22 protein-coding genes and 1 CRISPR repeat array are annotated in these 24,386 nt (G+C 42.2%); of the genes, 7 read left to right on the top strand and 15 right to left on the bottom strand.

Going from position 1 to position 24,386, the window contains the following annotated elements:
* Window positions 1-36: 36 nt before the first annotated feature.
* The 9 genes from fmt to rpmH form a co-directional block, all read right to left on the bottom strand.
* A complete protein-coding gene (gene fmt / locus ACERC6_RS08340) occupies window positions 37-1,020 on the bottom strand; it encodes a methionyl-tRNA formyltransferase (protein ID WP_373628632.1) in 984 nt (327 codons plus the stop codon).
* A gap of 104 nt (window positions 1,021-1,124) precedes the next feature.
* The gene (locus tag ACERC6_RS08335) at window positions 1,125-1,787 is read right to left on the bottom strand and encodes a riboflavin synthase (RefSeq protein ID WP_373628631.1); all 663 of its coding nucleotides are present in this window, start codon (window positions 1,785-1,787) and stop codon (window positions 1,125-1,127) included.
* A gap of 352 nt (window positions 1,788-2,139) precedes the next feature.
* On the bottom strand, window positions 2,140-3,177 hold the full coding sequence (ribD, locus tag ACERC6_RS08330; RefSeq protein WP_373628668.1) for a bifunctional diaminohydroxyphosphoribosylaminopyrimidine deaminase/5-amino-6-(5-phosphoribosylamino)uracil reductase RibD: 1,038 nt from the start codon (window positions 3,175-3,177) through the stop codon (window positions 2,140-2,142).
* A gap of 49 nt (window positions 3,178-3,226) precedes the next feature.
* Window positions 3,227-3,694 (bottom strand): transcriptional regulator NrdR, encoded by a 468-nt coding sequence (gene nrdR, locus ACERC6_RS08325; protein WP_284673677.1) that lies wholly within the window; start codon window positions 3,692-3,694, stop codon window positions 3,227-3,229.
* A gap of 14 nt (window positions 3,695-3,708) precedes the next feature.
* A complete protein-coding gene (gene mnmE, locus ACERC6_RS08320; protein WP_373628630.1) occupies window positions 3,709-5,103 on the bottom strand; it encodes a tRNA uridine-5-carboxymethylaminomethyl(34) synthesis GTPase MnmE in 1,395 nt (464 codons plus the stop codon).
* Between the two features lie 110 nt (window positions 5,104-5,213).
* Window positions 5,214-6,857 carry a membrane protein insertase YidC gene (gene yidC / locus ACERC6_RS08315; RefSeq protein WP_373628629.1) on the bottom strand — a complete coding sequence of 548 codons (1,644 nt, stop codon included), beginning with the start codon at window positions 6,855-6,857 and terminating at the stop codon, window positions 5,214-5,216.
* Window positions 6,858-6,995: 138 nt separating this feature from the next.
* Window positions 6,996-7,328: a membrane protein insertion efficiency factor YidD gene (gene yidD / locus ACERC6_RS08310; protein WP_284673680.1), complete on the bottom strand. Its 333-nt coding sequence runs from the start codon at window positions 7,326-7,328 to the stop codon at window positions 6,996-6,998.
* A gap of 62 nt (window positions 7,329-7,390) precedes the next feature.
* Window positions 7,391-7,759, bottom strand: coding sequence for a ribonuclease P protein component (gene rnpA, locus ACERC6_RS08305; protein WP_373628628.1), 369 nt, complete (start codon window positions 7,757-7,759; stop codon window positions 7,391-7,393).
* A gap of 100 nt (window positions 7,760-7,859) precedes the next feature.
* The gene (gene rpmH / locus ACERC6_RS08300) at window positions 7,860-7,994 is read right to left on the bottom strand and encodes a 50S ribosomal protein L34 (RefSeq protein WP_003662232.1); all 135 of its coding nucleotides are present in this window, start codon (window positions 7,992-7,994) and stop codon (window positions 7,860-7,862) included.
* 776 nt (window positions 7,995-8,770) lie between these two features.
* On the opposite strand from rpmH, the gene dnaA reads away from it, so the two are divergent.
* From dnaA to gyrB, 4 genes are all read left to right on the top strand, one after another.
* Window positions 8,771-10,168 (top strand): chromosomal replication initiator protein DnaA, encoded by a 1,398-nt coding sequence (gene dnaA, locus ACERC6_RS08295; RefSeq protein ID WP_373628626.1) that lies wholly within the window; start codon window positions 8,771-8,773, stop codon window positions 10,166-10,168.
* A gap of 79 nt (window positions 10,169-10,247) precedes the next feature.
* Window positions 10,248-11,405 (top strand): DNA polymerase III subunit beta, encoded by a 1,158-nt coding sequence (dnaN, locus tag ACERC6_RS08290; protein ID WP_373628625.1) that lies wholly within the window; start codon window positions 10,248-10,250, stop codon window positions 11,403-11,405.
* A gap of 2 nt (window positions 11,406-11,407) precedes the next feature.
* Window positions 11,408-12,547, top strand: coding sequence for a DNA replication/repair protein RecF (locus tag ACERC6_RS08285; RefSeq protein ID WP_373628624.1), 1,140 nt, complete (start codon window positions 11,408-11,410; stop codon window positions 12,545-12,547).
* A gap of 137 nt (window positions 12,548-12,684) precedes the next feature.
* Window positions 12,685-15,141, top strand: coding sequence for a DNA topoisomerase (ATP-hydrolyzing) subunit B (gyrB, locus tag ACERC6_RS08280; protein ID WP_373628623.1), 2,457 nt, complete (start codon window positions 12,685-12,687; stop codon window positions 15,139-15,141).
* 23 nt (window positions 15,142-15,164) lie between these two features.
* Here the strand turns inward: gyrB and ACERC6_RS08275 are convergent, their stop codons facing one another.
* Window positions 15,165-15,308, bottom strand: a complete 144-nt coding sequence (locus tag ACERC6_RS08275) for a hypothetical protein (protein ID WP_373628622.1) — start codon at window positions 15,306-15,308, stop codon at window positions 15,165-15,167.
* A 15-nt stretch (window positions 15,309-15,323) separates the two neighbouring features.
* Here ACERC6_RS08275 and guaA point away from each other — a divergent pair, with 15 nt between their 5' ends.
* The gene (gene guaA, locus ACERC6_RS08270; RefSeq protein WP_284673687.1) at window positions 15,324-16,886 is read left to right on the top strand and encodes a glutamine-hydrolyzing GMP synthase; all 1,563 of its coding nucleotides are present in this window, start codon (window positions 15,324-15,326) and stop codon (window positions 16,884-16,886) included.
* 69 nt (window positions 16,887-16,955) lie between these two features.
* On the opposite strand, the gene ACERC6_RS08265 is transcribed toward guaA, so the two are convergent.
* The 3 genes from ACERC6_RS08265 to ACERC6_RS08255 all read right to left on the bottom strand — a co-directional run bounded on the left by ACERC6_RS08265 (window position 16,956) and on the right by ACERC6_RS08255 (window position 20,329).
* A complete protein-coding gene (locus ACERC6_RS08265) occupies window positions 16,956-17,510 on the bottom strand; it encodes a DUF2059 domain-containing protein (RefSeq protein WP_373628621.1) in 555 nt (184 codons plus the stop codon).
* A gap of 143 nt (window positions 17,511-17,653) precedes the next feature.
* Entirely contained in the window at window positions 17,654-19,501 is a 1,848-nt protein-coding gene (locus tag ACERC6_RS08260) for an ABC transporter ATP-binding protein (protein ID WP_373628619.1), read from the bottom strand.
* A 150-nt stretch (window positions 19,502-19,651) separates the two neighbouring features.
* Window positions 19,652-20,329: a DUF305 domain-containing protein gene (locus ACERC6_RS08255; RefSeq protein ID WP_373628618.1), complete on the bottom strand. Its 678-nt coding sequence runs from the start codon at window positions 20,327-20,329 to the stop codon at window positions 19,652-19,654.
* A 372-nt stretch (window positions 20,330-20,701) separates the two neighbouring features.
* Between ACERC6_RS08255 and ACERC6_RS08250 the strand changes: the two genes are divergently transcribed.
* A complete protein-coding gene (locus ACERC6_RS08250) occupies window positions 20,702-21,949 on the top strand; it encodes a D-amino acid dehydrogenase (protein ID WP_373628616.1) in 1,248 nt (415 codons plus the stop codon).
* Between the two features lie 31 nt (window positions 21,950-21,980).
* Window positions 21,981-22,331 (top strand): RidA family protein, encoded by a 351-nt coding sequence (locus ACERC6_RS08245; protein ID WP_284674640.1) that lies wholly within the window; start codon window positions 21,981-21,983, stop codon window positions 22,329-22,331.
* Window positions 22,332-22,421: 90 nt separating this feature from the next.
* Here ACERC6_RS08245 and ACERC6_RS08240 read toward each other — a convergent pair whose 3' ends face one another.
* Window positions 22,422-23,186 carry an aminotransferase class I/II-fold pyridoxal phosphate-dependent enzyme gene (locus ACERC6_RS08240; protein WP_373628615.1) on the bottom strand — a complete coding sequence of 255 codons (765 nt, stop codon included), beginning with the start codon at window positions 23,184-23,186 and terminating at the stop codon, window positions 22,422-22,424.
* Window positions 23,087-23,701, bottom strand: a complete 615-nt coding sequence (locus tag ACERC6_RS08235) for a hypothetical protein (protein ID WP_373628614.1) — start codon at window positions 23,699-23,701, stop codon at window positions 23,087-23,089. Before ACERC6_RS08235 ends, ACERC6_RS08240 begins: the two co-directional genes overlap by 100 nt.
* A gap of 146 nt (window positions 23,702-23,847) precedes the next feature.
* Window positions 23,848-24,236: a CRISPR direct-repeat array (repeat unit 29 nt; unit sequence TTTTCTAAGCCACCTATGCGGTGTAAGAC).
* Window positions 24,237-24,386 lie beyond the last annotated feature (150 nt).

Raw genomic sequence — 24,386 nt, 5'->3', positions numbered from 1 at the left:
TTTTTTTGAATTATTTTTTTAAATTTTGGCATATTCTCAATCAAACACCCACCCATCTTGCAACTTATCGCCCACTGCAATTTGCTCAGCGGTCAATGGCTTACCCCCCGCCCATTGCATTTTGGTAATATTAATCAGATGTTGTTCACCATTATCAGCAGTCCCACAAGCGATTAAAATCGCTTTTCGCCCAACACTGACGATTGTACCAACAGGTGCTGTGGTAGTCTGGTCATGTTTGATGGGCAAACACTCAACAATTTTGATGCGTTCGCCATTCATAAAGGTATAGGCATTTAAACTGCGAATCTGGCGATTGATCTGCTCGGCAGAGCTTGTCCAATCAACCCGCCCCTCATCAGTGGTGATTTTTTCGGCATAGCTAGAAAGCATATCATCTTGAGCTTTGGCGTTGTGCTGATAATCTTTGAGATTTTTTAGCACCGAAACAATCGCCTGTCCGCCAAGGTCAGCCAACTTATCATGCAGACTTTGAGTTGTGTCAATATCGCTGATTGCACATTCTACCTTATGCAACATATCGCCTGTATCTAGTCCCAACGCCATCTGCATGATGGTAATACCTGTTGTCTTATCACCTGCCAAAATCGCTCGATGAATTGGAGCTGCACCACGCCATTTGGGCAGTAGCGAAGCATGAATATTTAGGCAACCATAGGTTGGCATATTTAGCACACCCAATGGTAATATCAACCCATATGCAGCAACAACCATGACATCAGGCTGATAGCTCGCCAATGTTTCACGTGAAACCAAGCCTTGCTCACTCTTTAAACTAAAACTCTGCGGTTGCTCCACAGGGATATCATGCAATAATGCCAATTGTTTAACAGGGCTTGCGGTCAATTTTTGTCCACGACCTGCCTTGCGGTCAGGCTGTGTATAAACCGCCACGATGTCAATATTAAGAGCATCTTGGTTATCAAGCAAAGTCTGTAGAGCAACTTTAGCAAATTCAGGCGTTCCTGCAAACACCAAGCGTAATTTTTTATCGGTCATACCTGTCCTTTGAGCATACTTTATCTATGTTTTATTTATATAATGTTGTTTAATCACTTACCTTAGCAACCACATCTTTATCAGTGATGATAAAACTTGATAAACTACCTAAAAAACCCGCTTTTAAGTAGCAGCTCTTCAGTAATGTTGCTTTGGGTTGTATTTGATTTTATGCCAATAAGTCGCTCCAGATAGCGCGCCACCAAATCCACTTCAATATTCACCGCTCGACCCACCATCCAATGGCGAGCAATATTTGTCATGTCTGCAGTATGCGGAATGATATTTAGGCAGACAATATTTTCAGCAGGCTTGATGCGGTTGGTGGTCAGGCTAATGCCATCTACCGTGATAGAGCCTTTATCGGCTGTATATTTCATAAGTTCAGCAGGTATAGCAACCTCTATATAAATTGAGCGAGCATCTTTGGCGATTTTTGCGATTTTGCCCACACCATCAACATGACCTGCCACGATATGCCCCCCAAAACGAGTGGTTGGAAGCATTGCTTTTTCTAGATTTACTGTGTCGCCAACTTTCCAGTCATTTAGTGCTGTCATGGACAATGTTTCCCGTGAAACATCAACCGCATAACTATCGCCATCAACCGCCACTACCGTCAAGCAAATGCCATTAGATGCAATAGAATCACCCAATTTCACATCGCTAAAATCCAAATTAGGAGCATGAATAACCAATCGAACATCTCCACCTATCGGGGTAATAGCACTTAGTACACCAGTTGTTTCTATGATTCCTGTAAACATCTTTCCGCCTTAATCATTCCACCCTCTTTATCACTACCAATCTTAACCCAAGAAATCAAGTCAAATTTTAAACACATAAACCTGTGGATAACCCAACTGCAAGCACATACATTTTATTGACAACAAAATTCTATTAAAAACTTATCCACAAGACAAATCTTGTAAAAAACAAAATTATTTATCAATAAAAATCAATAAGTTAAATAAAAAAATACCAAATAAACATAGATCAATGCAAAGTTATCCACAGCAAATGTTTTATATATAAATAAAAGAATCCTTGAATCAAATCAATGAATTTATGCTGTGGATAACTTAATTTTTAAGATTTCATACAATCCCAAAACCCATTCTAACTGCGTCTTAGTACTATTTTTAAGTCTTGACCGATTTTTTGATATTCAACCAAATCAAATCGTTTTTGTGCTGAGAATCGCTCAAGCGTCAACTCAAACCCCGCCTTCGCACCACTACCTAAGATGCAAGGTGCTTGATAAATAATCAACTCATCAACCAAATCTTGTGCAATAAAAGCCCCTGCCAACCCACCACCTGCCTCCACCAAGACATCACGGCATTCAGACATCGCCAACTCATCAAGTAGCTCATCAAGCCCTTCACGCCAAATCATAGTATCTGCACGGTCAAATACTTGATAGGGGCTGTTGGCATGCAACCTGCCACGCCTATCAAGTATCGCAACTTTTGGCTGCACAATGTTATCCATTGGTACACCCAAGCGAGATGATCGCACCGACAAAGCAGGATTATCAGCGATGATGGTGCCAGAACCTGTGATGATGGCACCGCTTTTTGCTCTTAGTAATTGCACATCTTCTCTGGCTTCTGCATCTGTAATCCACTTTGATTCACCATCTTGCATGGCTATCCGACCATCTAGGCTCATGGCCATCTTTAGGCGGACATAAGGTTTGCCGGTTTGCATTGCTTTTAAAAACCCACGATTGAGCTCATAGGCAGCCTGCTCACAAACACCCACAACAACCTCAATGCCCGCCTGCTCCAACCTATAAACACCCCTCCCTGACACCAAAGGGTTAGCATCAAGACAAGCAACCACTACCTTAGACACCCCTGATCGGATAAGTGCATCAGCACAAGGTGGCGTTCGACCTGTATGACTGCACGGCTCAAGCGTTACATAGGCAGTCGCTCCTTGTACATCAGCACCGCAATTTTGAGCATCTTGTAAGGCAAAAACCTCAGCATGAGACAATCCAGTTTGTGGATGGAACCCTCTGCCTATTATTAAGTTATTCTTAACAAGAATACAGCCAACTATAGGGTTGGGTCTGGCAGTAAATTGCCCTTTTTTTGCCTCTTCAATTGCCAAATTCATGTAATACACATCATCTGAATGAAATGCTATTTTTGCTTTATTTATTGGTAAACTTGATAAATTCACGGGTATTATCTCATTACTTTTTAGTTATGACATCAGCATGGATATTGGCAAGCTCCGCCTGAAATGCAGCAATATCTTGAAAATCTCGATAAATACTGGCAAAGCGCACATAAGCAACATCATCTAACGATTTCAACTCCAACATCACCACCTCGCCTAGTATCTTACTAGACACCTCCCTCTCTCCCATATTGCGTATTTTTTGTTCAATACGGCTGATGGTGGCGTCAATCTCTTCGGTCATGATTGGGCGTTTTTGCAGGGGCAGAAAAATGGAACGCTTCAATTTGTTTTGATCGTATGGTTCAATACGCCCATTTGCTTTGATGATGCGTGGCATAACCACCTCAACCACCTCAAAAGTCGTAAACCGCTCTCCGCATTCAGCACATTGTCGCCGCCGTCTCACCTGAGAACCCTCTGCAGCAAGCCTAGAATCTATCACTTTGGTATCTACCACACCACAATAAGGACAATGCACAAACCCACCTTTTTTTATTTACCAATACAAAAACTTGAAAAAATCCTACCCAATAATTCATCTGCTGTCATTTGACCGGTAATCTCGCCCAATGCCTGCTGTGACAACCTTAGACTCTCCGCCACTAACTCACCAGCAAAAAACACTGTTAATTGCTCCTTAGCATCTAGCACATGATCTTTGGCACGCTTTAAAGCGTCAAGATGTCTGGTACGAGCAATTAAGCTATTTTCCGGTGGATGAAATCCTACTTTTTGCTTTAGCTGAACCACAAGCTCATCAATACCCCCACCTGTTTCACATGAAACATAAGTTGGAGAAATGATACATTCGCCAACTTCCAATGTTTCATGTGGAATCTGAATGCCATTCAACAAGTCTGACTTATTAGCAACCATCATTAACTTTTTAGCAATCAAATCAAAGTCATCTGTATTAAACAGCGTGCGAGCCAACGCAACAGGATCGCTCTCTAACACCACATCATACACCATAAGTAGCACATCTGCTTGACCAATCGCCTCTTTGGCACGGCGAATACCAATCTGCTCTACCTTATCTTCGGTATGCCTTAATCCTGCAGTGTCTATCAGATGCACCATCAACCCATCTAGATTTAACTGCTCTTCTAGCGTATCTCGGGTCGTGCCTGCGATGTCAGTTACGATGGCACGCTCTGTACCTGCTAAGCGATTAAGCAGGCTAGATTTACCTGCATTAGGCTTACCTGCAAGCACCACATGGACACCGTCTCGAAGCAACTGACCTTGTTCAGCTGTTGATAAAATCAACTCAAGCTTCCTCAAGATTTCATCAATCCTTGACTCAATTACACCATCTGACAAAAAATCCACATCCTCCTCGTCAGGAAAATCAATACTGGCCTCTACATACAAGCGGAGCGTGGTTAGGTTTTCTAGCAAGTCATTGATTTTATTGGAAAATTCACCAGATAAAGAACGGATCGCACTGGTCGCTTGAGCGATAGAAGTAGCACTGATGGCATCACTGATTGCCTCTGCTTGCACCAAATCAATCTTGTCATTTTCAAAAGCACGCATAGAAAACTCGCCCGCTACCGCCTGCCTTGCTCCCAACTCAAAACAGCGAGATAACAGCAGATTTTGCAACACAATACCACCATGCCCTTGAATCTCCACCACATCCTCGCCTGTGAACGAATGTGGTGCTTTAAAATAAATAATCACCCCTTCATCAATCAATCCATACTCACCCATGAACTTAGCAAAATACGCATGGCGGGGTTTCAAAGCGGCTTTTTGACTGATCTGACAACCAATATCATAGGCACTCTTGCCTGATAGACGAATAACACCTACCCCACCTTGACCAATAGGTGTGGCAATGGCGGCGATGGTTGGCTGCTGTATGGTGCTAACTGATGACATGATAATACTCAAATTTTAGATTGTTTATTGTAACATTTTTATAAAAAAAGGCATAACACAAAATAAGCAATCCCGCCAAAAGGCGGGATTGCTATAAGTATAAGCACCAATTAAGCGTTAGATTGCATCTCTTTTCCAACACGCTTATTCACCCAGTGCTGATGTGCCATACTAAACAAGTTATTTACCGTCCAGTAAAGCACCAAGCCCGCTGGGAAAAACAGCATGAATGCAGCAAAGATAAGCGGCATGATTTTCATCATTTTTGCTTGCATGGGGTCGGTTGGTTGCGGATTTAGCAACTGCTGAATGAACATGGTCGCACCCATGATGATAGGCAAAATAAACCATGGATCCATTGCTGACAAATCTTTAATCCATAAAATCCAAGGGGCGTGGCGAAGTTCCACAGACTCTACCAAACACCAGTACAAACCTAGAAAAATCGGCATTTGTAGCAAAATTGGCAAACAACCCGCCATTGGATTTACCTTCTCGTCACGATACAACTGCATCATCTCTTGGCTCATCGCCATGCGGTCATCACCGTGCTTTTCTTTTAGGGCTTGTAGTTTTGGGGCAATGGCTCGCATTTTTGCCATGGATACATAACTTTTATTCGACAGCCAAAATAGAGCGATTTTTACCAAAATGGTTAAGCCAATAATCGCCCAACCCCAATTACCAAGCACTTTATAAAGTGCTTCTAGTATCGCAAATAAAGTCTTAGAAATTGGCCAAAGCAAGCCATAATCCACCGTCTTTTCAAGACCAACCGCCACAGGAGCAAGCTCTTTTTGCACCTTTGGACCTGCATACAAAGTTGCATCCAAAGTGATTTGCTTGCCTGATGCCACATTGACCATAGGGCTATTAAAACCAATAAAATAATCCTGCCCACTGGTTCGGCTATAAAATTGCCCATCAAACTCACCAGGCGTCCATGCTGAGACAAAATAATGCTGAACAATACCCACCCAGCCATCTTTGCTAGTGATGTTTAATTCGCCATCATTAAATTTGCCAAATTTAAGCTTATTATATGGCTCATCAGGCGTACCCCAAGCACCGCCCAAATAAGTTGCCATACCCATCATGCCTTTGTTCTCAACACCAGGGTCAGCACTATCATCACGCTTTAATTGTGCATACATCTGACCTTGCCACGCTGCAGCAGAAGCATTGTTAATATTATAACTTAGTTTAATTGGATACTCGCCCGACTTAAAAGTGTAGGTCTTGGTAATGGTCAAACCATCTTTTTGGTAAGTTAATGGTACTCTTAGCTCACCCAAACCATCTAACTCATAATGCGTCTTAGGACTGGTATAAGTTGCACGACCTGATGCTGTATCAATGCCATCTTTGCCAATCAAGCCAGACTGTGCCACATAAGTGCGAGCATTTGACTCAAGTAAGGTGAAATACTCCTTGCTATCTAGTGCTTCGTTGTACTGTTTAAGGGCGGCATAAACGATGTCGCCACCCACAGGATTGATACGAATGTCATAGCGGTCAGTTGAGACGCTAATGAGATTGGCAGTACTTGCAGTAGATGCAGGGACATCAGCCGTTTGCCCTGCTGCCACTGGCACATCTCCACTGCTGACGGCAAGGACATCAGCCACGCTTGACTGTGTTGGCACAGAAGGGGCTTTTGGTATATTCATTAAGTCATCTCGCCAAGCCAACACAAGCAAATAGGTTGTGATTAAGATGGCAATGATGATTAAAATCCGCAGAATCTTTTGCATGGAATCGTTCCTAATAATGCGTTTGGGCGACACAAAAAGACGCACCTTGACAACATTTTATGAATAAATTGTGAGTAAACCCTTTATTTTACTAAAATTTACGCCAAAAACCTAGAAAATTCTTAAAAAGCTGGCAGACTAAGTGGTTCGCATCAAGTGATTTAATCTACCAACATAATCAAAATCATCAGTAAATACCCCAATACCAGAATGATTTGATTTACTGCCGACATACCGATAGTGATACACAGACATTGGCACAGGCACAAAGTCTATACCAGAGCCACCCAAGGGATGACAACTTAAAATGCGTTTAGCCACCAAAGGCAATCCTGCCCAAGTCCCATGCCACAAAATCGCCCACCTACCATAGTGCGAGCAACTTGGATAATAGCGACAGCGAGCAGACATCAGAGGACTGATGGCCTTTTGATAAAACCAAATCAATCCAATTAGCACTTTTTTTATCATGACAGACTTAGCACAACATTTTTAATGATTAATCCATACCAATCATTATTTATAAAAATATTCTATAAATAAAATTTTGGATACAAGCTCTTAATTTTCTCAAAAATCTCTGCTATCTCAGCATAAATATCTACTTCTTTTGTTAAGCTAATCTTAACAATAAGAACTAAATCTATATCACCAATACAATGCTGATGCAAACGAAACACTTCTCTGGTGCAGCGTTTGATCTTATTGCGAAGCACGGCCTGCTTAACTTTTTTCTTAGTAATAGCGAGTCCTAATCTGGGTGTATTTTTTTGATTGGGTTTAATAAACACAATGCAGTGTTTGCTATGGATCTTTTTTATGGGAGCATCAAACACCAACTTAAATTCAGTAGGCTGCAGTAATCGATGATTTTTAGTAAAAGAAAACAACTCAATGGTCATATAATCATGCTTAAAGAAAAAAATATCAGTATATAGGAATATCAAAAAATGGTAAATAAAAAAAGCACCAACAAGGTGGTGCTTTTTAGTGCGTGGTTGCTTATACGGTCAAACGATGACGACCTTTAGCACGGCGGCGAGCCAAAACTTGGCGGCCTTTTTTAGTAGCCATACGAGCACGGAAACCGTGGGTACGCTTGCGTTTTAGAACGCTTGGTTGAAAAGTACGTTTCATGTTACACCTTAAGGTTAATTAGAATCACTAAGCTCTGCAGAAGCCTGAAATAGTGAATACTGTATATGCCGCAGCTTAACAACTGTGGCCGTCTCAAACTGTCATTTAGCCAAATAAGGCAAAAAACGCAGAAATTTTATCAAAAATAAAATTGCTTGTCAAGACATGTTGTTTTTTAAATTCAAATGGGTTTGTTGTTATAAAATTTCATGCTTAGAGCAAAATAGATTTCTCTTATAAAAACATCATTATGCAATCATAATATTTTTTTGTGTATTTGTAGCGTAACACAAAATTTGAAGAGCTGAACTATGTTTTGGTAGGTTAATATGTAATAATAGCAAGGCTTTGACTGCGGTTAATAAAAAAGTTATCCACAGATTTTCATTTTCTCTGTTATTATATTATAGAGATAATAATGGTAATAATAAAGTATATAGAATTATGTTGATAACTAATAAAAAATAATAAAAATCATCAAGTTAACTTGTGGAAAAAATTGTATATTAAGTGTTGAGAATATGTGGGAAAAACAGTATTTTTAGTTATCCACAATATTTTCCATAAAGTTATCCACAGAAAATTTATATTTGAATTTTGGCAAAAGTATGCTAATATTTCACCAAAATTTGCTTAATACCTAGATTTTTCTTTATTGTTTAATAAAAATTAATATATTAATTATTTTTTCTTAATTAATATTTTTTTAAAGGTTTATTTAATATTTTTAAAATAAACAAACTTTTAGGTATTTTTGTTTTGAGGATTGTTCAAAGATGTACTTGTTTGATGAAGATGGGGAGAGTCCGCCTAAGTTGCCTAAATCGCAACCAACTTCGGTAAAGTTTTGGCAACAGTGCTTAGAATTTTTGTCTTCTGAGGTGTCAGAGGTGGATTTTACAAGCTGGCTTGCCCCACTACAGCCGAGCTTAGATGGCGGTGTGTTGGTGTTATCTGCCATCAATCACTATTTTGTAGAGCATGTCAATAAGCATCATCTTGAGCTGATTAAAGAGGCTGTCAAGCGTTGTGCTCCACCAGAGGTAGGTGAGGTTCGTTTGGCGGTTGCCAAGGTAATTGAGGCTGAACCAAAAGGCGATAAGCCTACTTTGAAAAAAAGCAAGGTAAGTACGCAGATTGATGAAAGTGAGCAAATAGAAGAGCATTATACTTTTGATGCTTTTGTTAAGGGTAAGTCTAACGCCTTTGCTTATAATGCTTGCTATGATTTGGGAAAAAAGGCAGGGAGTAGTCTATACCCTTTGGTGTTTTTGTATGGCTCATCAGGATTGGGTAAGACGCATCTGATGCATGCGGTGGCACACCGTTATCAAAAAGCTGGGTTGAAGTTTTGTTGTTTGACCAAAGACCACTTTTTTCGCATCACCAAAGAGGCATTTCGAGATAATAAAGTGGACCAGTTGGTCAAAAGGATTTGTAAGGCGGATTTGCTGATTATTGATGATATTCATCTAATTAACGCCAAAACCGCACCACAAGTATCTGAGCTACTGTTGACAATTTTTAGTGAATTTGGCAAAAATAAAAAACACCGCATTATTTTGGCATCGGACAGACAGCCAACCCAACTAAATAACTTTGATGAACGCTTTAAATCACGGTTTTCTGGTGGGCTAAACTTACTGATTGAGCCACCTGATATTGATATGCGGGTGCAAATTTTGGAAAAAAAGGCAAGTATCTTAAACATGGGGCTGCCTAAGGAATGTGCATTATTTATCGCCCAAAATGTCGCCCCTGATGTTCGCCGCTTAGAGGGTGCGTTAAATCAAGTGCATGCAAGTTTTACCATGTCAGAGGAGCCTGTTAGTTTATCCTTAGTGCGTCACGCCATTAAGGATCATGTTGAGGCACGAGCTAGGGCGGTTAATGCTGATAATATCCGTGATTTGGTCGCTCAGTATTATGGTGTATCCGCCAAGGATTTGATGGGTAAAAAACGCAGTCGTAATATCGCAAGACCACGCCAGATGGCGATGGCGCTGATTCGTGAGTTAACTCAAGACAGCTTTCCTGAGATTGGACAGTTTTTTGGTGGGCGAGACCACACGACCGTAATGCACGCTTGCAAGGCGATTGAAGAGTTGCGTTTAAGTGATGTAAAGGTGGAAAAAGCCTATCAAGCCTTAAAAGCAACATTGGAATTTGAATGATGAATGCTGTAGCCAAACAAAACTTGTGTTTGTCTTAAAAAATGAGTAACATAGATACATTAAAAATTAGGAAGTAGCAATGAAATTAACCATCAATCGTAACACCCTGATTAATGCCATCAGCCTTGTGGCAAAGGCGGCAGATAAGCATCACCGCTTAGGACCTATCTTGGCAAATATTAAGTTTGTTTTAGAAGATGGTCTGTTGACTTTGGTGGCGTCTGATTTGGAGCTTGAATTAACCGCTCGGGTGCATCTACCAGAAGGTGCTTGCATTGAAGCAGGTGAGACCACTTTACCTGCCGAAAAACTGTTTGTGATTTGTAAGGCGTTGTCTGATGAAGTGGTAACGCTTGATGTTGGTGATTCACGCTGTTTGGTGGTTGGTGGCAAGATTAAATATACCTTAAAAACCTTGCCTGCTAAGGATTTTCCAAGCATTGGCACACCAAGCGTGGCTACCGCTATTGATATTAATCGTGCTGCCTTATTTGATTTAATTAATCACACCCGTTTTGCCATGGCAACCCAAGATGTCCGTCATTATTTGACGGGTATGCTGTTTGAGATTCATCAAGACAAACTGACGGTTGTGGCGACAGATGGGCATAGATTGGCGGTGGCTCACAGAGTATTGAGTGCCAGTTATGATGAACGCCGTGTCATTATCCCTGGTAAAGCGGTGGGTGAGCTTGAAAGACTACTGAGTGAAATTGTTAAGTCTACAGAAGATGAGATGGTGTCGCTAGGCTTTGATGAGCAGTTTTTGCAGGTATCTTTGACATTTGGTAGTGACAGTGATTATGTAGGTATGCAGGTAACTATGGTGGCACGCTTGATTGAGGGTAAGTTCCCAGACTATCGCCGAGTGTTGCCACCAAGCTATGATAAGGCAGCGGTATTTAATAAAGATGAGGCGGTTGAGGTATTGCGTCGCCTGTCGGTATTGGTCAGCAAAGAGTCGCCAGGCGTGCTGTTTGATTTTGCAGAGGCTGATAAAGTCAAAGTAAGCGTACGCAACCAAAGAGAGCAAGATGAAGCAGAGGAGTATCTTTCTGTCAGCTATCAAGGTGAGCCACTTGAGGTATTATTCAATGAAACCTATCTGCGTGCAGTACTAAGAGTCTTGCATGGCGATATTCGCATTGAGATGACTGAGTCGGTAAAACCTGCACTCATCTACCAAGTGGGTGATGAGATGAATTATCAATATGTTGTTATGCCGATGCGTGTATAGTTATGATTCATCAATTACGCGTTCATACACTGCGTAACTTGCATCAAGTTTCACTGTCATTAGCGGATTGCAATCTTATCATTGGTCAAAATGGCAGTGGCAAAACATCGCTTTTAGAGGCGGTGTTTTTGCTTTCTCGAGGCAAAAGTTTTCGCCATCATGAGCCCAGACGGTACATCACACATCACACTAAAGCCTGTACCATTTGGGCAAGGATTGATGGTGATAAGACCATTGCCATCCAAAAGCAGTTGGATGCTGCTTCGCTTGCCACCACGACACTAAAAGTTGATCACAGCGTGGTTAATAGCCAGAGCATCTTGTCATTTTTATTACCAACCTTATTGATTGATCCGGCTGGCATGGCGGTATTAGAAGAGGGTAGTGCCAATCGCAGACAGTTGCTTGATTGGCTATCGTTCCATGTGGCACCAAAGTTTTATCCTGCTTGGCTAGCCTATCAGCGTCTATTAAAACAGCGTAACACCTTGCTAAAATCCGCCTATCTACCCATCAATGAGCTAGGGGCGTGGGATAGAGAGTTATCGTCTTATGCTTCTGTTTTGCACGAGCATCGGCGAGCGGTGTTTGATGAGTGGCGAGGTTTTTTTGATGCGATGGTGGGGAGACTTTTACCCAGTTATCAAGAGCGGATTTATCTTGCTTATCAAGCAGGGTTTGATGATAAGTTGGGGTTGTTTGATATACTGCAATCTCGGTCTGCTCAAGATAGAGAGCTTGGATATACACGCATCGGAGCACATCGTGCTGATGTTACCATACTGTTAAAGCAGACGAATGAGCAGGGCGAAAAAATCAGAGAGCAGGCGGTTAATGTCTTGTCTCGTGGTGAAAAAAAACTGCTGATTACCGCCCTAAAACTCTCACAATTACAGATGATTTGTCAGTATTTGGATGGTATAAAGCCCGTGGTGCTGATTGATGATATTGATGCAGAGCTTGATGAGCAGGCGGTGGATTTATTGCTTGGGGTTTTGCTATCACTGCCTTGTCAGGTATTCATCACAAGTTTGCAGATGGATATCAAAGATAAAGTTACTGATAAACTGCGACATCTTAATAGGGGTTCTGGGCAGTTTAAGGTGTTTCATGTGGAACAGGGTGATGTGGAGATGGGTTAGGTTTGAAGTGATATATAACCGCCGTCCGTGCAAATTCATGACTTTTTGCGAAAAAAATGCTATAATAGACAATCATTTTAATTTTTAGTCATGCCTTTGCAGGCAAAAAAATTAAGCATAAATCTTAAGGAAGTTTCATGATTGAGCAGCCACAACACGGTGATTCTACCGATACCCAGAATACTGAATACAGCTCAAAAAATATCCGAGTTTTGCGTGGGCTTGAGGCTGTGCGTGTCAGACCAGGTATGTACATCGGTGATACAGATGATGGTACAGGCTTGCATCACATGGTGTTTGAGGTGGTGGATAATGCCATTGATGAGGCATTAGCTGGGCATTGTGATGAGATTAACATTGTCATTCATGAAGATGAATCAGTTTCGGTCATGGATAATGGTCGTGGCATTCCTGTAGATATTCATCCAGAAGAAGGGGTGTCGGCAGCTCAAGTGATTATGACCGTGTTGCACGCAGGTGGTAAGTTTGATGACAATTCCTATAAGGTGTCAGGCGGTCTGCACGGTGTGGGTGTGTCGGTGGTTAATGCTTTATCCAAGAAACTCACCCTAAACATCTGGCGTGATGGTTATTTGTACACCCAATATTACACTGATGGTGTGCCCAACTTTGATTTAAAGCAGGTTGAACCTACTGATAAGACTGGCACACAAGTGAGATTTTACCCAAGTGGTGAAATTTTTAGTGGTACGGTGTTTGATTATGATATTCTTGCCAAACGCTTGCGTGAATTATCTTTTTTAAATTCAGGTGTACGCATCGTCTTAACTGATGAGCGTGATGATAAGGTGCAGGTTTTTGAGCATAAAGGCGGTCTGTCTGAGTTTGTTACTTTCATCAATGAAGGTAAACAAACGCTCAATGATATTTTCCATTTTACCACGCAGACAGCAGATGGTATAGGTGTGGAGGTAGCACTACAGTGGTCGGACAGCTATAATGAAAAAGTGTTGTGCTTTACCAACAATATCCCCCAAAAAGATGGTGGTACTCACCTGTCGGGTTTTCGTTCAGCACTTACTCGCTGTTTAAATCACTACATGGAAGCTGAGAATATTGGTAAAAAAGAAAAAACTCAGATAACAGGTGATGACGCACGAGAGGGTTTGGTTGCGATTGTTTCGGTTAAGGTTCCTGACCCAAAATTTAGTTCACAAACCAAAGATAAGCTAGTTTCTAGCGAGGTAAAATCAGCGGTTGAAACCACCATGCATGAACGATTGAGCGAGTATCTGCTTGAAAATCCAGCCGCAGCCAAAGCGATTGCAGGTAAAATTATTGATGCTGCTCGTGCTCGTGAAGCGGCTCGTAAGGCACGAGAAATGACTCGCCGTAAGACTTCGCTTGATATTGCAGGCTTGCCAGGAAAGCTGGCAGACTGTCAAGAAAAAGATCCTGCTTTGTCTGAATTGTATATTGTCGAGGGTGATTCGGCAGGTGGCTCTGCCAAGCAGGGTCGCAATCGTAAGATGCAGGCAATCTTGCCACTTAAGGGTAAGATTTTAAATGTGGAGCGTGCTAGATTTGACAAGATGTTATCATCTGCTGAGGTGGGCACGCTGATTACAGCACTTGGTACAGGCATTGGTGCTGATGAATATAATGTCGAAAAACTTCGCTATCATAAAATCATCATCATGACCGATGCCGATGTGGACGGCTCGCATATTCGCACATTGCTATTGACTTTCTTTTTCCGTCAAATGCCAGAACTCATTGAGCGTGGGCATATTTATATTGCTCAGCCACCACTTTATAAGGTTAAAAAAGGCAAGCATGAGCTGTATTTAAAAGATGATGAAGCATTAAAATCATATCTGTTATCATCAACCATTGATGATAATCAGTTGTTCTTGGACCAAAATACCCCTGCGGTAACGGGCGTGGCACTAGAAAAGTTGCTTAATGACTACAACCAATCACAAGTCATCAAACATCGCTTGCAGAATAAATATCCATCAGAGTTACTAGATGCACTGACGCTCATCCCAAAATTCTCGGCTGATTTTGGCAATCAAGCTGTCATGCAGTCATGGGTAGATGAGCTGCAAATAAAACTAAACCAATCAGCAGGGCATTTGTCGCCGAAGGTGGAGTTGATTGAAGTAACAGGTGGTGATGATGCCCAAAAGCAACAATGGCTGCCACGAGTAACGATATTTGTCCATCGTTTGCCACAATATTATACGCTGGATTCAGTATTCCTAAACTCATCGGAATATGCCCGATTGCTCAAATTTTCTAGCCAGTGGAATACCGTGCTTGGCGATGGGGCGTTCTTGCGTCGTGGCGATAAAGATTTGGTCATCAAAGATTTCCATCATCTGTGGGAATACATGATGACAGATGCACGCCGTGGCATGACCATTCAGCGTTACAAGGGTTTGGGCGAGATGAATGCTGATCAGCTTTGGGAGACGACAATGGATCCTGAAAATCGCCGAATGTTAAAAATTACCATTGAAGACGCCATCGCTGCCGATCATCTGTTTAATTGCTTGATGGGTGATGAGGTTGAGCCACGCCGTATATTCATTGAGGAGAACGCACTCAACGCTGAAGTGGATGCTTAATCAAATCAATAAAAAGCCCAAATTTATGTTTGGGCTTTTTTATGGCGATGGGAAGCACCAAGCATTGCTTTTTTGGTGCTGTCATCAGAATTATTGGGTGGGCAAGTGGTGTAGTGGTCGCCATTTTCTCTAAAAAATGCTAAAATAGCCATATTATCTTTACGCATCACAAGGGACGCACCATGACCGCAAACATCACCACCGACCGCATTTTGATTTTGGATTTTGGCTCGCAGTACAGTCAGCTCATCGCCCGCCGTGTGCGAGAGGCTGGTGTGTATAGCGAAATGTATGCCTATGACATCACGGATGAAGAGATTCGTGCTTTTGCTCCTAAAGGCATCATCTTATCAGGTGGTCCTGAGAGTGTGCATGAGGCAGGCTCACCACGTGCACCAAAAGCGGTGTTTGAATTGGGTGTACCTGTACTGGGCATTTGCTATGGTTTTCAAACGATGACCGAGCAATTAGGCGGTAAGGTTGAGGCGGGCGACATCAAGGAGTTTGGCTATGCCAAAATTGATATTGTCCAAAACGATGGCTTGCTTAATGGCATGGCGGATGCACAAAATCAATCGCAAGTGTGGATGAGTCATGGCGATAAAGTCACCAAACTTGCTGAAGGTTTTGGTGTTACCTCCAGTACGCCAAGCTGTCCTTTTGCGTCTGCCTCCGATGAAAATCGCAAACTGTATGGCGTGCAATTTCACCCAGAGGTTACCCATTCAGAAAAAGGCGAACAGCTGATTAGCAACTTTGTGCATGGCATCTGTGGCTGTGGCAATGCGTGGAATTCGGATAATATTATTGAGCTTCGTATTCAGCAGTTGCAAGAGCAGATTGGCGATAATCAAGTATTGCTGGGTCTATCAGGTGGCGTGGATTCATCGGTGGTGGCAGCACTCTTACACCGTGCCATTGGCGATAAGTTGACTTGTGTGTTTGTGGATAATGGACTGCTGCGTCTCAATGAAGGCGATCAAGTCATGCAAATGTTTGCTGACAATATGGGCATTCGCGTGATTCGTGCCGATGCTGAAGAGCGTTTTTTAAATGCACTGGCTGGCGTAACTGACCCAGAAGCCAAACGCAAAATTATTGGTCGTGAGTTTATTGAAGTATTCTCAGAAGAAGCTCGTAAACTAGATGGCATCAAATTTTTGGCACAAGGCACGATTTACCCTGATGTCATTGAGTCTGCCAAATCCAAGCATGGCAAGGCTCATGTGATTAAGTCTCACCATAATGTTGGTGGTTTGCCCGATGATTTGGCGTTTGAGTTGGTTGAGCCTTTGCGTGATTTATTCAAAGATGAAGTGCGTAAACTTGGCGTGGCATTAGGCATTCCTAAACATATGATTTATCGCCATCCGTTCCCAGGGCCGGGTTTGGGTGTGCGGATTTTGGGCGAAGTCAAGAAAGAATATGCCGATATTTTGCGTGTAGCGGATGATATTTTCATGCAAGAGCTGCGTGCAAGCGGTTGGTATGATAAGACCGCCCAAGCCTTTGCCGTATTTGAGCCTGTTAAGTCGGTTGGTGTGGTGGGCGATGGTCGCCGCTATGCGTGGGTGATTGCCCTTCGAGCGGTGGAGACGGTGGATTTTATGACCGCTCGTTTTGCTCATCTGCCTTATGATTTAGTAGATAAAATCTCAACTCGCATCATGAATGAGATTGCCGATGTTTCTCGTGTGGTCTATGATGTATCAAGTAAGCCGCCTGCGACGATTGAGTGGGAATAATCATGGTCTTGGCATTGTAGAACGCCATAAACAAACCCCCTTGTATCATAAGGGGGTTTATTGTTGGTGCTATTTAAGAAGTTCTTTTACTTTGTCTTCAAATGCTGGTAAGTGTTTTTTTGTTGCTTCTTCAACCTTTTGTAAAAACTTCGCATCTTTACTGATAATGTCAATCGCTTTGTTGCTTACCTCATTCATTATCATATTTTCTTTAACGACAATATCCTGACCGATGGGGGATTGATAAAAATTAATCATCGCATCAACTTCTTGTTGGGTGTGGTGCTTTTTGGCGACCTGTAGATAAATTTGTTTGGTCTTTTCAAAAAGTTCGATGGTGTCATCAATGTCTTGCCATACGGTTTCGCCAAATTCGTTGAATAGAATTTCAAGCTGTGCTTTTTTGTCATCAGGCAGGTGTCGAAAGCCAGGTCCGAGTAAAGCTGATTGGGTCAATGAGCTGGTAAAACCAAGCTTCATGCTATCTTTTAAAACTTGCTCGGCATGAGTAACTTGCATCAATTGGTCTAATGATGTATCGCTAGGGGTCTGGGCAATGGCATAAGTGCCAAATATTAATCCTGCCAATAAATATGCTGTGATGATGCCTTTTTTGAGTGTCATGATAATTCCTATTAAATGAAAATCATTATCTATTATATCAAAAAGATGGATTCTGTCAAGAAGACTGGCTGTTTGCACCAAAAACAAAACCCTAAATCGTATATGATTTGGGGTTTTATGTTTGGTGGTTAAAATGGTTGGGTTTATTCCATCTCACCTAAAAACCCACCAGATTGCCTTGCCCAAAGACTGGCATAGACGCCGTTTTTGGCGATGAGTTCATCATGGCTGCCCATCTCAATGATTTGTCCTTTGTCCATCACCACCAGCTTGTCAAGACTTGCAATGGTGGATAGACGATGAGCGATGGCGACAACGGTTTTGCCCACCATCATATCATCTAGGCTTTGGGTGATGGCATATTCAACCTCACTATCTAGGGCGGATGTCGCCTCGTCCAAAAGAAGAATTGGGGCATTTTTGAGCATCACACGAGCGATGGCGATACGCTGACGCTGACCACCAGAGAGTTTTACGCCACGCTCGCCCACTTGGGTATCTAGCCCTGTGTTGCCGTATTTATCTTGTAGGGTCTGGATAAAGTCCCATGCGTGGGCAGCTTTGGCAGCGGCGATGATGTCTTCATCGGTAGCATCAGGTTTGCCATAGGCGATGTTTTCACGGATGCTGCGATGCAATAGGGCGGTATCTTGGGTTACCATGCCAATGTTCTTGCGTAGGGAAATTTGGGTAACATGGCTGATGTCTTGACCATCAATATAGATGCCACCACTATTGATGTCATAAAAACGAAGTAGTAGATTAACCAAGGTGGATTTTCCTGCACCGCTTCTGCCGACCAAGCCGACTTTCTCGCCTGCTTGAATGCTTAAATGAAACTGCTTGAGTAACTGGCTTTGGTTGTCATCTTTGCCATAATTAAACGACACATTGTCAAAAACAATCTCACCACGAGTAACGCTAAGTTCATGAGCATCTGCCCTGTCAGTAATGGCGTGGATGGTGGTTAGTGTACTCATGCCATCTTGTACTGTACCGATATGTTCAAATAGGCTTGCTACCTCCCACATGATCCACTGAATCATTGCTTTTAGGCGTAGGGCGATGCCAGATGCAACTGCAATTGCTCCGACTGTTATCTCGCCCATCATCCATAGATATACACCAATGGCGGTGCTACCGACAATCATGAATAATGAGACTGTTTCACTGGTGGTACTAAGCATGGATACCCATCGCATTTGAGCGTGTACTGTTACCATAAACTCTTGCATGGCGGATTTGGCATGGCGAAGTTCACGGTTGGAGTGGCTAAATAGCTTGACCGCACTGATGTTGGCATAAGCATCGGTTACACGCCCTGTCATTAAGGCACGAGCATCTGCTTGGTCGCTGGCAGTTTGTCTTAGGCGTGGCAAAAAGAACTTTAGCATCGTTGTTACAACAATCAGCCATAGGACAAATGGGGCAAATAACCAAATATCCAACCCTAACAAAATCACGCCACTGGTAATCAAATATGCCAAGACGAATGACACCATCTCTGCCATCGTCATGATGGTATCACGCACGCTCAAGGCAGTCTGCATGACCTTGGCAGAGACTCGTCCAGAGAATTCGTCTTGATAAAACTGCATGGATTGTCCTAGCATGTGCTTATGAAACCACCAACGCAGTCGCATGGGAAATACGCCTTGTAGCACTTGAAAACGCACCAGATTACCGATAAATTCGCCAATGATTGACAGTATGCACAGACCCAGTATCATGATGATGGTCTGCCCTTTTTCCTGCCAAAGGGTTGTGGGTGTATAAACAGTCAGCCAATCCACCACATCACCTGCCCAAGCAAATAGCAACGAGCCAAATACCCCAAGCAGAATTGATAGTATCATGCGAATAAAAATCCAAAATCTCGCCCCTTCGCTACACGCCCACAGGAATGAAAAGAGCTGACCTTTGGTCATGATGGGCATGTCGTTGTCTGGATATGGATTGATTTTGCGTTCAAAATAAGAAAATAAAGACATGATTTGGCTGTTTATTATAAAAATTGGTTTTATTATAGCAGATTTTGATTGGCGGTTTTGTGCTTTAAGTTGGACAAAAACCACACCCAAAGAGTGTGGTTTTATGAAAAGGTCTATATTTTTGATGAGTGTATTACCCAGTATCAAAGCTTATTTTGTGTTGGCTAACCAATCTTGCATTTGTTTGATTTCTGGCGTTTGGGCGTTTTTGATTTGAGTTGCCAGTGCTTTGATATTAGCATCTTTGCCGTATTTGAGTTCAATGTCTGCCATTTCAATGGCACTTTGATGATGGGGAATCATGCCTTTAGCAAAAGCGATGTCAGGATTTTCATCCATGATGCCATTCATCATCTCGTCATGACCTGATAATTGTTCATAATCTTGAATGTGCGAGCTGTCATCACTGGTTAATGACGCATTGTCTTTTAGCCATGATTGCATGATGTCAATCTCTGCTTGCTGACCGTCAATGATGGCTTGAGCCAATTTTCGAAGCTCATCATCTTTGCCATATTTTAGTTGGATTTGAGCCATGGCAACTGCCCCTTCGTGATGGGGAATCATGCCTGCCACAAATGCTGTATCAGGGTGGGCGTGCTTCATGGCGGCTGTCATTTTATCGTGCATGACCTGCATGGCTTCCATGTATTCTACAGCATGTGCAGGTGCGTTATCGGCATGATGATGTGCATGGCTGTCCGTTTCGGTGTGTTGGGCGGTGTCTGTGGCAACGGGTGCGTCAGATGTTGCTTCTTGTTTAGGCTGACTACAAGCGGTTAAAGCGATGAGTGTAGAAATTGTCAGTATGGCGTGATAAGTTTTCATTAGATAACCTTTAAAATGGATAACAAAACAGCTCTTGGCGGTCTTGCTTTTTAGTGTGGATTAAGAAATATTATAACAAAAGATACTATAACATAAGTATGAAGATTGTCAAATTAGGCGATGAGTTCTAATCAGACGACCTTGAAAAATTTGTCAAATCGGTGCTAATGGGTGGATTGATATATCTTTGAATTTAAATGATATAATCACTCTTTGCGATTAGGGCGATTAGGCTTGGGTTTGTTTGGATTGATTTTTTGCAAATGTCTTGTTTTCGCTGTGGGTATGATATAGAATATCTGTAAGGCTTGCTATTGGCAAGCTATTTTATTTTGCCCCTTGTTTTATTATTGTTCATATATAAGGACTGTTATGAAGATACTTATCTTGGGCGGCGGTGTGATCGGTGTAACATCCGCTTATTATCTTGCTAAAATGGGCGTAGAGGTCACTGTCATAGACCGTCAGCATGATGTTGCTGAAGAGACGAGCTTTGGTAACGCAGGACAAATATCCCCTGGTTATTCAACCCCTTGGGCAGCCCCTGGTATTCCTATCAAGGCCGCCAAATGGCTTGTGCAAAAACACGCACCATTTTCCATCAGACCTGATGGCTCATGGTGGCAGGCAAGTTGGGCAATGCAAATGTTTGCTAACTGCAATGAGTCTTGTTATGCCATCAACAAAGAGCGAATGATGCGTGTTGCAGAATATAGCCGTGATTGCTTGCGAACATTAAGAGATGAGACAGGCATTCAGTACGAACACCGCACCAAAGGTACGCTACAGCTGTTTCGTAAGCAGGCACAGTTGGATGTTGTTGGGCGTGATATTGAGGTTTTAAAAGAATGTGGGGTGGCTTATGAGCTACTCAACAAAGACGACCTAGTAAAAGCTGAGCCTGCCTTGATTCATGCCAAAGATAAACTGGTTGGGGGTCTAAGACTACCCCATGATGAGACAGGTGATTGTAATTTATTCACAAAACGCCTAGTGGACATTGCCAAAGGACTGGGTGTAAAATTCTTGTTGAATAACAACATTCACGCCATTCATCACAACGGCAATCGCATCACAGGCGTATTGACGGATGAAGGTATGTTAACCGCTGATGGTTATGTACTGGCGATGGGTAGCTATTCACGAGAAATGGGACAAACTTTGGGTTTGGATTTACCTGTTTATCCTGTAAAAGGTTACTCGCTGACCATACCTATCATTGATGCTGACAACGCCCCTGTATCAACTGTACTTGATGAAACTTATAAGATTGCCATTACTCGCTTTGATGACCGCATTCGTGTGGGTGGCATGGCAGAATTAAGCGGATTTAACCTGATGCTAAATCCTGCTCGCCGTGCTACGCTTGAGATGGTGGTGAGTGATTTATTTACAGGAGGTGATTTGTCAAATGCGACTTTTTGGACAGGGCTTCGTCCAATGACTCCAGATGGCACACCCATCATCGGTGGTACTAAGTTTGATAATTTATTCATCAATACAGGACATGGTACGCTTGGCTGGACGATGGCGTGTGGTTCAGGCAAACTTATTGGCGACATCATCACAGGGCAGATGCCTGAGATTAGCCTTGATGGGTTGTCGCTGGCACGGTATTGAGAAAATTTGGTTATTTTATTAGGAGAGAATGATGACAACCATCACCAAACTAGACAGTAATGCCACTTTAAGTGAAATTGCCATTCATGGTGGCGTGGTTTATTTGGCAGGGCAAGTACCCAATGATGACAGCCTAGATATTACAGGTCAATCCAAAGAGGTGTTTGCCAACATTGATGCTGCTCTGGCTAAGGCAGGTTCAGACAAATCAAAAATGCTATCAGCACAGGTGTTCATTACCGACCTTGCCAACTTTGATGCTTTTAATACAGCATGGAATGAGTGGATAGATGGTGTTACACCGCCTGCTCGTGCAACCGTTGAGGCCAAGCTAGTCAATCCAAATTGGTTGATTGAAATCATGGTCATTGCCGCGATTTAATTGCCTAGCTAAACTAAACCCCTTGAATCATTGATGTATTTTAATGCTTCAAGGGGTTTTTATTGGGTTGGTCAAGGGTGTGGGTGGTGCTTAGCCTTGTTGATAAATTTTTCTTACCACTTCACCAATAGTAGCAATGCCTTTGATTAGGGTGTCATCATCTTGGGCGATAGATAGGCGGATACATTCATGTGCGTGCGGATAATTATCGGTATCAATGCCTAAGAAAAAATGCTCGCTTGGAATGATGAGCGTGCCTTTTTCTTTTAAAATTTCGTACAATTTGGTTGTAGAAATTGGGAAATTTTCAAACCATACCCACAGGAAAATCGCCCCTTCAGGTTTATGAATTTTAACCGGTAAATCACAAAACTGCTCTTTTAAGAGTTTGATGGCAAATTGGGCTTGCTTGGCATAAAATGGACGAATATGCTCATTAGATAGGCGTATGATGCTATCATCGGCGAATAATGGCGTCGCAATCGTTGCTCCAAAACGCACAGGCGAGAGATTGACGATGGCATTCATCGCACTCACGGCACGCACCACATCGCTATTTGCTACGATAATACCTGTTCTGGTGCCAGGCAGTCCGATTTTTGATAGGCTACAACATAAGATCGTCTGTGTATCCCAGTTGAGTGTTGCTTGGGTGTGGATGATGTTGGGAAAGGGAGCACCATAGGCATTATCAATGATCAGTGGAATGTTGTATTTTTTTGCAAGTCGGTCTAATCTTGCCATTTCCTTATCGGTCAGCACATTGCCTGTAGGGTTGGTGGGGCGAGAGCAACAGATTGCTCCGATTTTGCCATTTGTAAGTTCTGGTAGATTTTCAAGTTTGTCAAAATCCACTCGATATTTAAAAAATCCTTCTTCACCATCGTGATTGATCTCTTCGATGATGGGCGGTGTGGATAAAAAATGTGTGTCATCAATATGGGCTTCCGCATAGCCAACATACTCAGACGCCAAAGGCAACAAATTGCCTTTTCACCATCATCAAAATGCCCAGCAAATAAATTAAATAGATAAAAAAATCCATTTTGTGAGCCGTTGGTTAAGACGATGTTATCCGCTGTCAGTCCCCAACCGTAATGACGATTAAAAAAATCTACCAAAGTGGCGATGAATTTGGCATCACCTTGCGGGGTGGAGTAATTTGCCATGCTCTCTAAGGCGTGTCGGTCATTTGCTATCTTAATAAGAGTGTCTTGAAAGACAGTATTAACCGACCTGATTACTGCTGGATTACCACCACCGAGCATATTGATGGGTTTGTCGCTTGCTAGGGCTTTGCCCAGATCGTCCATCAGCTGTAAAATACCGCTATTTTTGGTGAATTTCTTACCGAAGCTTGAAAATTTCATTGTCTGCCTGCTGGTTGCTTGCTTTGTTGGAGTTTGGTGTCATATTTTATGCCAATTCATCAAAAATTAAAATATAAAAATCATATGTTCCACATGAAACATATGATCTAAAAACATAGCTTGGAATCTACTTAAACTGTTAAGATTTGTCTAAGCCACCTATGCGGTGTAAGACTGCAGTATGCTCAAGAAAGTCATCACAAAGATTTTCTAAGCCACCTATGCGGTGTAAGACGTACCAAGTCCAAAGCCAACAATGCAAATTAATTTCTAAGCCACCTATGCGGTGTAAGACTCCCATCGCTTGCGACGAGCGGCAAGCTGTCTTTTCTAAGCCACCTATGCGGTGTAAGACGTATTTTGTTTTATGTTGTTAGGCGGGCTGATTTTCTAAGCCACCTATGCGGTGTAAGACATCTGCTGTACGATGTTTTGATTGGTTGGATTTTTCTAAGCCACCTATGCGGTGTAAGACTCTACTTATACGGCACTTGGCGTTATACGCTTTTTCTAAGCCACCTATGCGGTGTAAGACTAGATATTTTAGATAAAAAACCAATAAAATTCAAGGTAGTTAGCAAATTTTTTGCTAAAAAACCAATGATTTTTTCCCTAATTATAATTTATTGATTTTATTAAGTTTTTAAATAGTGTCAAAAATAAAGGGTGAAAATCACCATCTTTT

This window comes from Moraxella sp. E33BD (assembly GCF_041807865.1).
GTDB lineage: Bacteria > Pseudomonadota > Gammaproteobacteria > Pseudomonadales > Moraxellaceae > Moraxella > Moraxella haemolytica.
Note: the sequence above shows the minus strand (reverse complement) of the source record. Positions and strands in the feature narration are given on the sequence as shown.

Bases quoted from the DNA above. Each gene is read 5' to 3' on its own strand.
- ACERC6_RS08245 (WP_284674640.1), top strand. From the start codon at position 21,981: ATGACAACCATCACCAAACTAGACAGTAATGCCACTTTAAGTGAAATT.
- mnmE (WP_373628630.1), bottom strand. From the start codon at position 5,103: ATGTCATCAGTTAGCACCATACAGCAGCCAACCATCGCCGCCATTGCC.
- yidD (WP_284673680.1), bottom strand. From the start codon at position 7,328: ATGATAAAAAAAGTGCTAATTGGATTGATTTGGTTTTATCAAAAGGCC.
- gyrB (WP_373628623.1), top strand. From the start codon at position 12,685: ATGATTGAGCAGCCACAACACGGTGATTCTACCGATACCCAGAATACT.
- ACERC6_RS08260 (WP_373628619.1), bottom strand. From the start codon at position 19,501: ATGTCTTTATTTTCTTATTTTGAACGCAAAATCAATCCATATCCAGAC.
- dnaA (WP_373628626.1), top strand. From the start codon at position 8,771: ATGTACTTGTTTGATGAAGATGGGGAGAGTCCGCCTAAGTTGCCTAAA.
- rpmH (WP_003662232.1), bottom strand. From the start codon at position 7,994: ATGAAACGTACTTTTCAACCAAGCGTTCTAAAACGCAAGCGTACCCAC.
- ACERC6_RS08235 (WP_373628614.1), bottom strand. From the start codon at position 23,701: ATGAAATTTTCAAGCTTCGGTAAGAAATTCACCAAAAATAGCGGTATT.
- ACERC6_RS08255 (WP_373628618.1), bottom strand. From the start codon at position 20,329: ATGAAAACTTATCACGCCATACTGACAATTTCTACACTCATCGCTTTA.
- dnaN (WP_373628625.1), top strand. From the start codon at position 10,248: ATGAAATTAACCATCAATCGTAACACCCTGATTAATGCCATCAGCCTT.
- ACERC6_RS08285 (WP_373628624.1), top strand. From the start codon at position 11,408: ATGATTCATCAATTACGCGTTCATACACTGCGTAACTTGCATCAAGTT.
- ACERC6_RS08275 (WP_373628622.1), bottom strand. From the start codon at position 15,308: ATGCGTAAAGATAATATGGCTATTTTAGCATTTTTTAGAGAAAATGGC.
- ACERC6_RS08335 (WP_373628631.1), bottom strand. From the start codon at position 1,787: ATGTTTACAGGAATCATAGAAACAACTGGTGTACTAAGTGCTATTACC.
- ACERC6_RS08265 (WP_373628621.1), bottom strand. From the start codon at position 17,510: ATGACACTCAAAAAAGGCATCATCACAGCATATTTATTGGCAGGATTA.
- fmt (WP_373628632.1), bottom strand. From the start codon at position 1,020: ATGACCGATAAAAAATTACGCTTGGTGTTTGCAGGAACGCCTGAATTT.
- ACERC6_RS08250 (WP_373628616.1), top strand. From the start codon at position 20,702: ATGAAGATACTTATCTTGGGCGGCGGTGTGATCGGTGTAACATCCGCT.
- guaA (WP_284673687.1), top strand. From the start codon at position 15,324: ATGACCGCAAACATCACCACCGACCGCATTTTGATTTTGGATTTTGGC.
- yidC (WP_373628629.1), bottom strand. From the start codon at position 6,857: ATGCAAAAGATTCTGCGGATTTTAATCATCATTGCCATCTTAATCACA.
- rnpA (WP_373628628.1), bottom strand. From the start codon at position 7,759: ATGACCATTGAGTTGTTTTCTTTTACTAAAAATCATCGATTACTGCAG.